Genomic DNA, 14,530 nt, shown 5'->3' on the forward strand with positions numbered 1-14,530 from the left:
ATTTGTTTTTTTAGCTTAACATAGTTTGTGCTTTCTTAACAGCATCAACCATTTGATCGATTTCTTCTTTTGTATTATAGAAAGAGAAAGAAGCACGAATTGTTCCCGGAATACAGAAGAAATTCATAATTGGCTGTGCACAATGGTGTCCGGTTCTAACGGCAATTCCTAATTTATCTATAATAGAACCAACATCATACGGATGAATTCCATCAATATTAAACGAAACTACAGAAGCTTTATTTTTAGTGTTTCCGTAAATTCGGATACCTTCAATTTCGTTAAGGCGTTTTGTAGCGTGTTCTAACAATTCATTTTCATATTCATGAATTTTATCAAAACCAATCTCGTTTAAATAATCAATTGCAGTTCCTAAAACAATTCCGCCAGCAATATTTGGCGTTCCTGCTTCAAATTTATGAGGAAGATCAGCGTAAGTCGTTTTCTCGAAAGTAACTTCTTTGATCATTTCGCCTCCGCCTTGATAAGGAGGAAGTTTGTTTAACCATTCTTCTTTTCCGTATAAAATTCCAGTTCCGGTTGGCCCGCACATTTTATGTCCTGAAAAAGCATAAAAATCGCAGTCTAATTCCTGAACATTTGGTTTTAAGTGCGGAACTGCCTGTGCACCGTCAATTAAAACTGCAGCGCCAACTGAGTGTGCTTTGTCAATAATATATTTGATTGGATTGATAACACCCAATGCATTTGAAATATGATTTACAGTAACAATTTTCGTTTTGTCTGAAAGCAGTTTGTCAAATTCCTCAATGATTAATTCTCCATTGTCATTGATTGGAATAACTTTTAAAACAGCTCTAGTTTTCTCGCATAACATCTGCCAAGGCACAATGTTACTATGGTGTTCTAATGAAGAAACAACCACTTCATCGCCTGGTTTTAAAATCGAAGCAAAACCGTTTGAAACTAAGTTAATTCCGTGTGTTGTTCCCGAAGTAAAAAGCACTTCATGAGCATGTTTTGCGTTGATGTGATCTTTTACTTTTCCGCGAGCAACCTCGTAAGCATCAGTTGCTAACTGGCTCAAAGTGTGAACGCCGCGGTGAATATTGGCGTTGATTTCCTGATAATATTTTACTTCTGCATCAATCACAACTTGTGGTTTTTGCGAAGTAGCTCCGTTGTCGAAATATACTAATGGCTTTCCGTTTACAGTTTGAGAAAGTATCGGGAAATCAGCTCTTATTTTTTGAATATCTAGCATGTCTTATTTAGAAAAAATCTATTTACAAAAGTACTAAAACTAAATTTGTTTATACAGCAATTCTATAATTTCCTTTTATGATACCATTGTTACAGGTCTTAAATGCTGATTCCTTAAAAATCAATTCTGTTTTCTGAATTATCCGAAACAGATTTATAATTTGGGTTCTAAAATCGTGAACATAAATTATTTATATTGCATTAAAAATAACTAACTATCATGAAAAAATTTCTCAAAGTACTTTTGCTTGTTGTGGTTCTTGCTTTTTTATATTTTGGATTTACGACTTATCCAAAGCTTGATTTAATTTCAGGTTTCTCTGCCAAAAGTGTTGCGTCTGGGCATTTTATAGATAATCGCCCGTTGGATTTAATTCAGAAAACCGACAATGATATCAATTTGGTTGACTTGGCTAAAAACTCGATTGATGATGCTGGAAAATATGCCATTTCTTCTGTTTATGGGTTAAAAGAAAGAAAAGCGATTTATCGCGAAGGATTAGGAGCGACTTTGATTAATGATGATTTTGATGTTTCGAAACCGTATCTTCTTCCAAAAAGAACGAAATTAGAAAGCAATCTTCCTTTTCCATACGGAAATAATGAACCAAAAGATACTTCATTTTCTAATGTTGACTATTCGAAACTGAAAAAAGCAGTTGATAATGCTTTTGACAAAACAGGTGGAAGAATTAAAAGAACTCGCGCTGTTGTAGTTTTATATAAAGATAAATTGATTGCCGAAAAATACGATAAAGGTTTTAATAAAGACAGTAAAATTTTAGGTTGGTCAATGACAAAAAGCATCACAAGTTCAGCTTTCGGAGTTTTGGCAAAACAAGGGAAAATTGATATTTATAAACCTGCTCCAGTTGTAGAATGGAAAAATGATGAGCGTAAAAATATTACGCTTAATGATTTGCTTCATATGAATTCTGGTTTAGAATGGGAAGAAAATTACAGCACTATCTGCGATGCTACAAAAATGCTTTTTCAGGCCGAAGATATGGGAAAAGTACAATTGGATAAACCAGCACAATTTAAACCCAATACACATTGGAATTATTCATCAGGAACGACCAATTTATTGTCTCTGATTTTAAGAAGACAATTTAAAACACAGCAAGAATATCTTGATTTTTGGTACAGCGCCGTAATCGATAAAATCGGAATGAACTCGATGATTGTGGAACAAGATATGTCGGGAACTTTCGTAGGTTCATCTTACGGATGGGCAACGCCACGCGATTGGTCAAAATTTGGTTTGTTATATCTTCATAAAGGAAACTGGAATGGCGAACAAATTCTGGATGAAAGCTGGGTAAAATATACTGCGACACCAACCAATACTTCTGAAGGAAAATATGGTGCGCAATTTTGGTTAAATGCGGGAGGAAAATTCCCAGATGTTCCTAGAGATATGTTTTATTGCAGTGGATACCAAGGGCAAATGGTGGCAATTATTCCGTCAAAAGATATGGTAATCGTGAGAATGGGAGTAAGGGAAGAAGAGCCTGGATTTGATTTTAATGGGTTTTTGAAGGAAGTGATTGCTTCAATTGGGAAATAGATTTAACCGCAATCCCGATAGCTATCGGGAGCGCAAGGTATAAATGCGCAAAGTTCGCAAAGCTTAATGAAAAACTTTGCGAACCTTGCGTAAACCTTAGTGCTCTTTGCGGTTAAGAATATCTACAAATCAAATCCTAAATTCACACCTAGTTTCGTGGCAATGATTTTAGTAATTCTTTGTTTTAATTCTGGTATTTTAATGCTTTCGATTACTGCATTTGAGAATGCATACATCAATAGAGCTTTAGCTTCTTTTTTCGGGATTCCGCGTGACTGCATGTAGAACATTGCTGTTTCATCAAGTTGTCCAACTGTACATCCGTGAGAACATTTTACGTCATCAGCGAAAATCTCTAATTGAGGTTTTGCGTTGATTGTCGCTTTATCACTCAATAAAATGTTGTTGCTTTTTTGGAAAGCATTTGTTTTTTGAGCTTCTTTTTCTACCAAAACTTTTCCGTTGAAAACTCCTGTCGAACGATCAGAAAAAATTCCTTTATAATCTTGGAAACTTTCGCAGTTTGGTTGTGCGTGGTTTACCAAAGTATAGTGATCAACGTGTTGTTTGTCATTTAAGATCGAAATTCCATTTAACGTACTTGTTAATCTTTCTCCGTAGTGGTAAAAGTTTAGGTTGTTACGAGTTAAATTTCCACCAAAAGAGAAAGTATGCACATAAGCATGGCTTTCTTGTTGTTGCGAAACGTAAGTGTTGTCAATTAAATTCGCTTCACTATTATCGTTTTGAATTTTGTAATAATCAACAATCGCACGTTTTTGAGCAAAAATCTCAGTAACAGAGTTTGTTAAAACTGGATTTTCGTTCAAACTTTGGTGACGCTCAATAATTTGAACATGTGAATTTTCACCCACAATAACCAAATTTCTTGGCTGAACCATTAATGCAGCTTCGTTTCCAGTTGAGAAATACATGATCTCGATTGGTTTATCAGCTACTTTTTTCTTTGGGATATTGATAAACGCACCTTCAATTGCAAAAGCCGTATTCAATGAAGTCAAACTATCATCTTTACTTGCAATTTGATTAAAGTAGGTATCAATAACCATTTTATATTTTGGTTTGGTCAATGCCGATGACATCAAGCAAACATCGATTCCATCGTGAGTTGTAGAAGACAAATGCGAACTGAAAACCCCATCGATAAATACTAATTTGTAAGTATCAATTTCATGTAAAAAGTATTTTTTTACCTGATTAAATTCGATTGCATTTTCCTGCTTTGGAAAAACCGTAAAGTCATTTTTTAAGATGGCATTTAGCGATGTATATTTCCAAGCTTCTTCTTTTTTGGTTGGGAAACCTTTATTTTCGAAGTTTTTTAAAGCATTTGTGCGTATGTCATGTAAATCTGAATGTACATCGACACGCTCTTCAAAAGCCATAAAAGACGATACTAATTTTTCTTTTAAATCCATTGTTCTTTTTAGTCTTAAAGTCGAAAGTCGAAAGTCGAAAGACTTTGGATTGTCGACTGTTTTGCCAAAAGGTTAAAAATTTAAAGCATAAAGTTTGAGACTTTATGACTTTCGACTTTATGACTTTGGGCTCAAATATTTAATGAAACCGCTTAATAGTTTCGATATTTCTGTTATCGATTCTAAAAGCATTTCAAATTCTTCTTTTATAATATATTCTAAATCAAAAGCTAAATATAATTGAGATCTTACTTCTCCTGCGGATGCTTTGGCTACATATAAAAAGTAAATAAACTCTTTGTCTGTATTTCTCTCAAAACCTTCTGCTATATTTGACGATATAGAAAGTGATGCGCGTCTTATTTGTCTAACAAAATCAAAGTCTTTTTTGAAATTAGAATTTTCGGTAATCAAATATATTTTCTTATTGAAGATTCGAGATTTTTGCCAAGAATTTATTTCCTCAAAAGATTTGAACTTACTCATATTGTATTTCCGACTTTACGACTTTTGACTTTCGACTTTACGACTTAGAATTAGTTTTCTGCCTTGATCCAGTCGTATCCTTTTTCTTCTAATTCGTATGCTAATTCTTTTCCGCCAGATTTTACAATTCTTCCGTTGTAAAGAACGTGAACGAAATCAGGAACGATATAATCTAACAAACGTTGGTAGTGCGTGATCACAATAATAGCGTTTTTGTCGCTTTTTAATTTGTTTACACCATTCGCCACGATTCTTAAAGCATCGATATCAAGACCAGAATCTGTTTCGTCTAGGATCGCTAATTTTGGCTCTAACATTGCCATTTGGAAAATTTCGTTTCTTTTTTTCTCTCCTCCAGAAAAACCTTCGTTTAAAGAACGAGAAAGAAATTTACGGTCGATTTCTAATAACTCAGATTTCTCACGAATTACTTTCAGCATTTCGTTTGCAGGCATTTCTTCCTGACCATTTGCTTTACGAGTTTCGTTGATAGCAGTTTTCATGAAGTTAGTAACGCTAACTCCAGGAATTTCTACCGGATATTGAAAAGAAAGGAAAACACCTTTGTGTGCTCTCTCCTCAGGAGCTAAATCTGCAAGATCTTCTCCGTCAAGGATAACCTCTCCATCTGTAACTTCATAGTTTTCATTTCCTGCAATAACAGCAGAAAGCGTACTTTTTCCAGAACCGTTTGGTCCCATGATGGCGTGTACTTCACCAGCTTTTACTTCTATGTTAATTCCTTTAAGGATTTCTTTATCACCAATTGCGGCGTGAAGGTTTTTTATTGATAACATTGTTTTTTATTTTATATAAATGTCAATTCTATTTTTGTTGTTTGGTTTAGAACATTGGCATTAAAATGCGCATGTCCTAAATATTCCATGCCTAAATAATCAGACGTTTTTTTGAACGGAATGTAAAAACTGTCTTCAATTATATTGTCGTGTGAATTAGATATTACACCAATTTTCTTTCCTCTCAGTTTTCTTCCTGTTTCTTTTTCAATTCGGATTAAATCTGAAAACCGATCAAAAAAGACTTTTAAAATCCCGCTCATATTATACCAATAAACAGGCGTTGCAAAAATAAGAGTGTCATATTTTTCGATAATTCCTCTAATTAAAGGCAAAAAATCATCGTCTATATTTTTGCTTTCGTAATCATAATACGAAATATTATAATCACTTAAATTAACTACATCAATGTTGTGTTCTTTTGAAAGAACATCTACAATTTTTGTTGTATTTCCGTTTTTTCTGGAAGAACCTAAAATGATGATTTTTTTATTTTCCATCTTCAAATTATCCTACAGAACCTTCTAAAGAAATCTCTAATAATTTTTGCGCTTCAACCGCAAATTCCATTGGAAGTTTGTTCAATACATCTTTACTGAAGCCGTTTACAATTAAGGCAATCGCTTTTTCAGTCGGGATACCTCTTTGGTTACAGTAAAATACTTGGTCTTCTCCAATCTTACTTGTAGTTGCTTCGTGCTCGATTTTTGCTGTTGGATTTTTACTTTCGATATAAGGGAAAGTATGTGCTCCGCAATTGTTACCCATTAACAATGAATCGCATTGCGAAAAGTTTCTTGCGTTTTCTGCTCTTGGAGAAATCTGCACTAAACCACGGTAGCTGTTTTGTGATTTTCCTGCCGAAATACCTTTAGAAATAATAGTCGATTTAGTGTTTTTACCTAAATGGATCATTTTTGTTCCAGTATCTGCTTGTTGGAAATTATTAGTAACAGCAATAGAATAAAATTCTCCTACTGAATTGTCTCCTTTAAGTACACAAGAAGGATATTTCCAAGTCACGGCAGAACCTGTTTCAACTTGTGTCCAAGAAATTTTAGCGTTAGTTTCGCATAAACCTCTTTTGGTTACGAAGTTGTAAACACCACCTTTTCCTTCTTTGTTTCCTGGGAACCAGTTTTGAACTGTAGAATATTTAATTTCTGCATCGTCAAGAGCGATTAATTCAACTACAGCAGCGTGTAATTGATTTTCGTCACGGCTTGGAGCAGTACATCCTTCAAGGTAAGAAACATAACTTCCTTCATCGGCAATAACCAGCGTTCTTTCGAATTGCCCAGTTCCTGCCTGATTGATTCTGAAATACGTTGAAAGTTCCATTGGGCATTTAACGCCTTTTGGAATATAACAGAAACTTCCGTCAGAGAAAACTGCTGAGTTTAATGCTGCGTAGAAGTTGTCTTTTTGAGGAACAACGGTACCTAAATATTTTTTTACTAATTCTGGATGTTCTTTAATTGCTTCAGAAATCGGGCAGAAAATAATTCCTTTTTCAGCCAGTGTTTTCTTAAAAGTTGTTGCTACTGAAACAGAATCGACAACAATATCCATAGCGACATTGTTCATCTTTTTTTGCTCATCAACAGAAATCCCCAGTTTTTTGTACATCTCTAATAATTCCGGATCAACATCGTCCAGCGTTTTATTAGGATCTACTTGTTTTGGAGCTGAATAGTAAGAGATTGCCTGAAAATCTGGTTTTTCGTATTGTACGTTTGCCCATTCTGGCTCGATCATTTCTTTCCAGGCACGGAAAGCCTCGATGCGCCATTCGGTCATCCATTCAGGTTCTTCTTTTTTAAGCGAAATAGCTCTTACAATTTCTTCGTTTAAGCCAATAGGGAAAGTTTCGGATTCAATATTGGTATAAAATCCGTACTCATATTCTTTAGTTTCCAGTTCGATTTTTAAATCGTCTTCTGTGTATTTGCTCATTGTTGATTTTAAAGATTCAAAGATTTAATTCAGAAATTTCAAAGAATTAATCTTTATTAGTCTTGGTATTCTCTATTATTTATAGTGAAAATGATTCACCGCAGCCACAAGTTCTGCTTGCATTTGGATTATTGAAAACAAATCCTTTTCCGTTTAATCCGCCAGAGAATTCTAAAATTGTTCCGGCTAAATACAGAAATGATTTTTTTTCAACTGCAATTTGTATGTCGTTATCTACGAATATTTTATCATCTTCTCCTTTGGTTTTGTCAAACTTTAAATCATAAGACAAACCAGAGCATCCACCGCTTTTAACGCCTACTCTTACGTAGTCGCTTGCGGCATCAAAACCATCATCAGTCATCAAATCGATGATTTTCTTTTTGGCTGTATCAGAAACCTTTATCATTGTTTATGGTATTTGTTTTTAAAAGATCATTTTAATTTGCATTTCGATAATAATCAAATTATTACAGAAAATTTAAATGCCAATTTCAATGTTCAAATGAAATTGTCTGCAAAGATACGACTTAAAAACCTTTTTCCATAACGGTTCACATTATTATAACAAATGTTAAAATAGATAGAAGTTATTTTGCGAAAAAGAAATCAATTGAAGTCTCTTTTATTTTACAACAATTAAACGTTTTGAAAGAAAAGCTTTATTTTTATGTAAAATACTGATATTATGGCGATTAAGTTGTCGTTAAATGATAAAAAACAGTATTTCTACTTGTTTTGTCGAATAAAATAATATTATTTTTACAAGAAATTGTGACGAATCATGAAGAAAAACTACACTAATGAATGGTTAAGAGCATTTTTAGCTATATTTTTTATTTTAGGAATAGGAGCTACATTTTTTTTGTTTAGTAATGAACTAAAAGAAAGTGCAGAGAAGGCTAAAATAATCACCAAAAAGTCTGAACTTACCGGACCCAGTAAAGAAACAATCGCACAAAAAAGCATACTGGATTCTTTAAATATTTTAAAATTAGAATACGATGTAGCACTTCTTGAAAAAACATCGTTATCTGAGCAATTAGAACTTGAACGTAAAAATGTTCAAAATTTAATGGAAATTATAAAAGTTTCTAAAAATCCTTCGATTGTTCAAATACAAATTTACAGAAAACAGCTTTTAGATTTAAAAACGGCGTTAGCAGCCAAAATTGTAGAAATTAAAAATTTAAAATCTCAGAATAAAAGTCTGCTTACTGAAATCGAAAGCCAAAATGTGGTAATGTATAAGCAGAAAACAGAAAATGATACACTCTTATTACATCAAAAAAAATTAGAATTAGCGATAAAAGATGCTGCGAAACTTTCTCTCAGTAATTTTAAAGTAGCAGCATTTCGCGAAAAAAAATCAGGAAAAGAACTTGAAACTGAAAAAGCCAGAAATGCTCAAAAATTAAAAGTAAGTTTTTCTGTTAATGGAAATTCAATTGCAAAAACCGGAAAAAGAGTGTTCTACATTCAGGTTTTAGATCAAAAAAATACAGTTTTAGGGGAGAATAAATTAATCGAATTTGAAAATGATAAAGCTTTGGTTTACAGTTTTATCGTTGCTGTAGATTTTCAGGGAAAACCCCTAAATGCCTATGGCGTTTTAAATTCTGATGGAAATGAATTTAAAAAGGGAACTTACTTTGTTAACTTTTTTGACAAGCAGGAAATAATGGGAAGTGCTTCTGTTACTTTAGAGTAATGGCTGTTTTGAGTTTTTAAATAGAATTTTAGCATAACGAAATTGGATTTCCTAGCTTTGTTTTCTTATTAGAAATTTATACTCATGAAACTTTACCCAATAGAATCCGGAAATTTTAAATTAGATGGCGGCGCTATGTTTGGTGTTGTGCCTAAAACAATTTGGAATAAAACTAATCCGGCAGATTCAAATAATCTGATAGATATAGCCGCGAGATGTTTGTTAATTGAAGACGGAAACAGATTGATTTTAATTGATACCGGAATGGGAGATAAGCAGTCTGAAAAATTCTTCGGATATTACTCGCTTTGGGGATCATATTCAATAGATAAATCGCTTGCAGAATATGGTTTTAACCGAGATGATATTACGGATGTTTTTATGACGCATCTGCATTTTGATCATTGCGGAGGAAGCGTTCAGTGGAATTCTGATAAGACTTTTTATGAACCGGCTTTCAAGAATGCAAAGTTTTGGACAAATGAAAACCACTGGCAATGGGCAGTAAAACCTAATGCCCGCGAAAAAGCTTCATTTTTAACAGAGAATATTATCCCAATGCAGGAAAGCGACCAATTGAATTTTATTGAAAGACCTGAAAGCGATTTTGGTTTTTCAAAAGAATTGGGTTTTGGAATTTTTTATGCAGACGGACATACAGAAAAACAGATGATTCCGCATATTCAATATCAGGATAAAACAATTGTTTTTTGTGCCGATTTATTAGCAACAGCCGGACATATTCCGCTTCCATATGTAATGGGATATGATACAAGACCGCTTTTGACTTTAGATGAAAAAGCAAAATTTTTAAATTCAGCTGCTGATAATAATTATTATTTGTTTCTGGAACATGATGCTCATAATCAAATTATAACGGTTGAGCATACAGAAAAAGGTGTTCGATTAAAAGACGTTTTTACCTGCGAAGATATTCTGTAGAAAAAAGTTTAAGACATAAAAAATCCCATTTTCAAATAATTATGAAAATGGGATTTTTAGTTTAACTAAATTCTAATTTTTATTCTACAATCACTTTTTTAGCCGAAGCTGTATCCTGATTGATTAAATACACATAGTAAACTCCTTTTGGTAATCCAGATAAATTGATTGTGTTATCTGTGTTATTTGAGTTTAGTGTAAATGATTTTACAAGCTGTCCTAAAACATTATAAACATTTGCTTTTTCCAGGTTTACATTTTTAATGTTTAATTCGCCTTTGGTTGGGTTTGGATGTATAACAACATTATTAATAGCAGATTCTGGAACACTTAGAGTCTTACAAGTATTTGAATAGGTGGTAGTTGATTCTTTGATGTTTGACCAATTTGCGTTCGAATAAGCCTCATTATCAACTTGTATACAGCCAAGAGTTTTAAGTCCTAAAAATGTAGTGTATAAACCAGATGCAGATTTACCAGTATTTGATGGCAGAATAAAGTTTGCATTGTTTCCGTTTCGCAGATTTAATGAAACCAGTGGATTGTTAACTACATACACAATTCTGAGCTTAGTATTATTTGATAAATCTATCGTGGTAAGCTGATTTGAAGAAGCGTTTAATGTTTCTAATTTAATATTCTTACTTACATTTAAAGCTGTTAATTGGTTGCTGCTGACATCTAAATAGGTTAAAGAGGTAAAATATTCAATCCCTGTTAGATCTTTAATACTGCTGTTTGATAGATCTAGAGTAGTCACAGCAGTTGCATCTGCAATCGTAATTTTTCCGTTTAAACTATCAGTATCTATTCCTAAATCAATTAGTTTTTGTTCGAAATTTGAATCTGAGATTTGAACAAATTCGGTAGAACAATCTAGACTGTATTTTGTTGCTGCATCTTTTAGATGTGCCCAATTTGCATTAGAATAGTTAACATCATCAACAAGAATACAAGTTAAATCTGGGTTATTGTTGAAATTTGTATACTTACGGTCTAATATGGTGTTATTTCCATTTTTTAGATTCAATGATGTTAATTTATTCAGATCGACCTGTAAACGAGTTATTTTCGTATTGCTAGAAATATCAACGCTTGTTAATAGATTAGAATAACAATAAAAAGTATTCAATTCAGTATTTTTTGAAACATCAAGAGTTGTCAAAGAATTGCCATAAACACTTAAGGATACAAGCAATATGTTTTTTGATACATTTAAAGCTGTCAATTGATTTACATCGCAATATAAAGAATACAAGTTAATGTTCTTTAAAAGATCAAGAGAGGTAAGATTGTTCTCAGAACAATCTATAGAGTTTAATTGTATGTTATTTGCAGTATTAAGACTTGTTAAAGCATTTTTTGAGCAGATCAAATTTCTTAAAGCAATATTGTCTGATAAATCTAAGGAAGTCAATAAATTTTGCTGACATTCTAACATAGAGAGAATCGAGGCATTTTTGATGTTTAAACTTGTCAATTTGTTATTACCACATTGCAGATATTCCAGAATAGTATTTTTAGATAAATCTAAAGTTGTTAATTGATTATATGTAAGATTTGTAACATATAACAGTTTGTTGTTAGATAAGTCTAAAGTTGTTAAGTTGTTATACTCTGCATTTAAAGAAGTTAATTTTGTATTTTGACTTAGATCTAGTGTCGTTAATTTATTTTTTCCAATTGATAAATTGGTTAATTGAGTATTTTCTCTAACATTTACATTTTCCAATTTATTTTCTCTAACAAGTAATGAGGTTAATTTTGGATTTGAAGAAAGATCTAATGTTGTTATTTGATTTTTATTTGCATACAGTCCTGTTAATTCTCTAAAATCTTCAATTCCCGTTAGGTCTTTAATAGAAGAATCTGTAAGGTCTAAGTTAGCTATAGAAGCAATATTTGTGGTTAAAACTTTTCCATCTGGAGCTCCTGAGTCGATTCCTAAACTAATTAATTTATTTTCAAAATTGAGATCAGGAATTAAAGTATAAGGTCTGCAATCTGTACTAAAACTTGCTTTTGGGTTTTTTTGGTTTGACCAGCGTGCATTTGCTTCTTCTACATTGTCGACCTGAATACATGCCAGATAATCATTATTATCAAAGCGTATGAGGGAACCGGAATTATAGAATAGATTATTTGCTCCATTTTTGATATTTAAACTACTTAGGCTGTTAATATTGGCAACCATAGTAGTCAATTTGTTATTTTTACTTAAATCAAGACTTTGTAAGCTATTAGCATTACAGAGCAGAGACTGCAGATTTACATTGAAAGACAGGTCGATATTTTGTACTCTGTTATAACCAAAATCCAGACTTTCTAATGCTAATTGTTTAGAAACATTTATATTAGAAATGAAATTGTTGTAGCATCTAATCGATTTAAGCGCTGTGTTATTAGAAAAATCAAGTCCAAATATATTATTGTTAGAAACTTCCAATGTCAGTAACGCTGAATTATTAGACAAATTCAGTGCGGTTAACTGATTATTATTACATTCTAAAGAGGTTAGTAAAGTGTTTTTAGACACATTTAATTGAGTCAGTCGATTGTTCGAACAATTTAAAGTTTTTAAAGCAACAAAAGCTTCAATCCCGGTAAGATTTGAAATGGAGCTTTGTGATACATTCAGAGAAGTCAAAGAAGCTACTTTAGAAGTTAAAATTTTTCCATCGGCAGTTCCTGATTCTATACCCAGACTAATCAGTTTGTTTTCAAAATTACTATCGGGAATTAAGGTAAAATATTCTAAAAGTAAACAAGCAGTTGACGAAAATGATGTCATTGGGTCTTTTTTATCGAACCAATTTGTGTTTGCATATGCTAAGTCACTAACCTGAACGCAATACAATTCTGGATTTGATTTAAAAGAGACTGCATTGGTAAGTAAAGTATTATTAGTAAGATTTAAAATCGCTAATTTATTTTTCTCTAAAGATAAAGTTGTTAATGCTTTATTGTTTAATAAATCTAAACTTGTTATTAAATTTTCATCTAATTTTAAAGAAGTTAATGCTCCATTGTGGTTTACTTCTAACTTATCAAGTTTGTTTTGGCTGATATCCAAAACCTGTAAAGAACTATTATAAGACAAGTCAATTTTTGTCAATTGATTGGAAGAGCAGTATAGCGTTTTTAGGGCTCTATTATTAGACAGATTTAGAGCTGTTATTTTATTTTGATTACAGTTTAAATCTGTTAAATAAACGTTTTTGGTAATATCCAGTGTGCTGAGTAAGTTTCCGTTACAGGATAAATTGGTCAAATTGTGAAAATCCTGAATACCAGTCAGATCAGAAATAGAACTATTTGATACATTCAGAGAAGTTATAGCAGTAATATCTGCTGTTAAAACTTTACCATTTTCACCATCCTTGTCAATACCCAAAGCAATTAGTTTTTTCTCAAAATTGGTATCAGGAATTATCGTATAAGGAGAACAATATGTACTGTATTGTACATCACCTTTTACACTGGCCCAGCGAACATTTGCTTCTTCGACATTGTCAACCTGAACACATTTTAGATTTGGACTGTTGAAGGTTAATGTAGAAAGAGATGCATCAAACAAATAGTTTGTACCATTTTGGATATTGAAACTGATTAAAGGATTGTTATGGGCTTGTACATAATGGACTTTAGTATTTTTGCTTAGGTCAAGATTCTTTAGCAGATTAGTGTGACATGCTAAGCCAGACAAATTCACATTAGAAGACAAATCGAGAATTTCGATTTTATTGGTATAACAAAAAAATTGCTCCAGCATTAACTGCTTAGAAACATTTAAAGCTGTAAGTTGATTACTGGAGCAATAAATAGTTTTAAGTGCCGTATTATTAGAAAAATCAAGTGCTGTAAGTTTATTTTGAGAGCAGTCTAATTTCAGCAGTAATGGATTGTTGGATATGTCCAATGCAGTTAATAGATTGTTGCTGCATTCTAAAGAGGTTAAAGCCTTGTTTTTAGACAGGTTTAACTGTGTCAATCGATTGGAAGAACATTTTAACTCTTTTAATGATATAAAGTCTTCAATGCCGGTGAGGTCTGTAATCGAACTTGTATCAACATATAAATAAACTATAGAAGCCACATTGGATGTTAAAACCCTCCCATCGGGAGCACCAGAATCGATACCCAGGCTAATCAGCTTGTTTTCAAAATTCACATCAGGAATAGAAGTGTATTGTTGGGCATGAATAGAAAAGCTTGCTAATAATAGCAATAAGAGTAGTTTTGTTTTCATAGATTGAATTTATGGTTAGGTCGCGCAATTGTACAAAATTTAAACGGATATTCCTTACGGGAAACCGTAAAGCAGAGCTTCTTTTATTTATATTATTTGAGAATTCTAAAACAGACATTAGTAAATAAAAAAATCCCTTCTTCATTTAATGAAAAA

Annotated in this window: 11 protein-coding genes; 3 read left to right on the plus strand and 8 right to left on the minus strand. The window is 32.4% G+C overall.

The window, feature by feature from the left end:
- Positions 1–10: 10 nt before the first annotated feature.
- On the minus strand, positions 11–1,225 hold the full coding sequence (locus tag ACTJIW_RS03895) for an aminotransferase class V-fold PLP-dependent enzyme (protein WP_440714720.1): 1,215 nt from the start codon (positions 1,223–1,225) through the stop codon (positions 11–13).
- Positions 1,226–1,444: 219 nt separating this feature from the next.
- Between ACTJIW_RS03895 and ACTJIW_RS03900 the strand changes: the two genes are divergently transcribed.
- Positions 1,445–2,794, plus strand: coding sequence for a serine hydrolase domain-containing protein (locus ACTJIW_RS03900; RefSeq protein ID WP_440714719.1), 1,350 nt, complete (start codon positions 1,445–1,447; stop codon positions 2,792–2,794).
- A gap of 122 nt (positions 2,795–2,916) precedes the next feature.
- Here ACTJIW_RS03900 and sufD read toward each other — a convergent pair whose 3' ends face one another.
- The 6 genes from sufD to ACTJIW_RS03930 all read right to left on the minus strand — a co-directional run bounded on the left by sufD (position 2,917) and on the right by ACTJIW_RS03930 (position 7,881).
- On the minus strand, positions 2,917–4,233 hold the full coding sequence (gene sufD / locus ACTJIW_RS03905; protein ID WP_440714718.1) for a Fe-S cluster assembly protein SufD: 1,317 nt from the start codon (positions 4,231–4,233) through the stop codon (positions 2,917–2,919).
- 117 nt (positions 4,234–4,350) lie between these two features.
- On the minus strand, positions 4,351–4,719 hold the full coding sequence (locus tag ACTJIW_RS03910) for a four helix bundle protein (protein ID WP_012023264.1): 369 nt from the start codon (positions 4,717–4,719) through the stop codon (positions 4,351–4,353).
- A gap of 50 nt (positions 4,720–4,769) precedes the next feature.
- Positions 4,770–5,516, minus strand: coding sequence for a Fe-S cluster assembly ATPase SufC (gene sufC, locus ACTJIW_RS03915; RefSeq protein WP_008466070.1), 747 nt, complete (start codon positions 5,514–5,516; stop codon positions 4,770–4,772).
- Between the two features lie 11 nt (positions 5,517–5,527).
- Positions 5,528–6,016 carry a flavodoxin family protein gene (locus tag ACTJIW_RS03920; protein WP_440714717.1) on the minus strand — a complete coding sequence of 163 codons (489 nt, stop codon included), beginning with the start codon at positions 6,014–6,016 and terminating at the stop codon, positions 5,528–5,530.
- Between the two features lie 7 nt (positions 6,017–6,023).
- Positions 6,024–7,472, minus strand: a complete 1,449-nt coding sequence (gene sufB / locus ACTJIW_RS03925) for a Fe-S cluster assembly protein SufB (protein ID WP_012023266.1) — start codon at positions 7,470–7,472, stop codon at positions 6,024–6,026.
- A gap of 79 nt (positions 7,473–7,551) precedes the next feature.
- Positions 7,552–7,881: a HesB/IscA family protein gene (locus ACTJIW_RS03930; RefSeq protein WP_012023267.1), complete on the minus strand. Its 330-nt coding sequence runs from the start codon at positions 7,879–7,881 to the stop codon at positions 7,552–7,554.
- A 375-nt stretch (positions 7,882–8,256) separates the two neighbouring features.
- Between ACTJIW_RS03930 and ACTJIW_RS03935 the strand changes: the two genes are divergently transcribed.
- Both ACTJIW_RS03935 and ACTJIW_RS03940 read left to right on the plus strand, forming a co-directional pair.
- Positions 8,257–9,183, plus strand: coding sequence for a hypothetical protein (locus tag ACTJIW_RS03935; RefSeq protein WP_440714716.1), 927 nt, complete (start codon positions 8,257–8,259; stop codon positions 9,181–9,183).
- 84 nt (positions 9,184–9,267) lie between these two features.
- Positions 9,268–10,125: an MBL fold metallo-hydrolase gene (locus ACTJIW_RS03940; RefSeq protein WP_440714715.1), complete on the plus strand. Its 858-nt coding sequence runs from the start codon at positions 9,268–9,270 to the stop codon at positions 10,123–10,125.
- A 79-nt stretch (positions 10,126–10,204) separates the two neighbouring features.
- Here ACTJIW_RS03940 and ACTJIW_RS03945 read toward each other — a convergent pair whose 3' ends face one another.
- The gene (locus tag ACTJIW_RS03945) at positions 10,205–14,374 is read right to left on the minus strand and encodes a T9SS type A sorting domain-containing protein (RefSeq protein WP_440714714.1); all 4,170 of its coding nucleotides are present in this window, start codon (positions 14,372–14,374) and stop codon (positions 10,205–10,207) included.
- Between the last annotated feature and the right edge of the window lie 156 nt (positions 14,375–14,530).

It is taken from the genome of Flavobacterium sp. 22659, from assembly GCF_052044235.1.
GTDB classification, from domain to species: domain Bacteria; phylum Bacteroidota; class Bacteroidia; order Flavobacteriales; family Flavobacteriaceae; genus Flavobacterium; species Flavobacterium johnsoniae.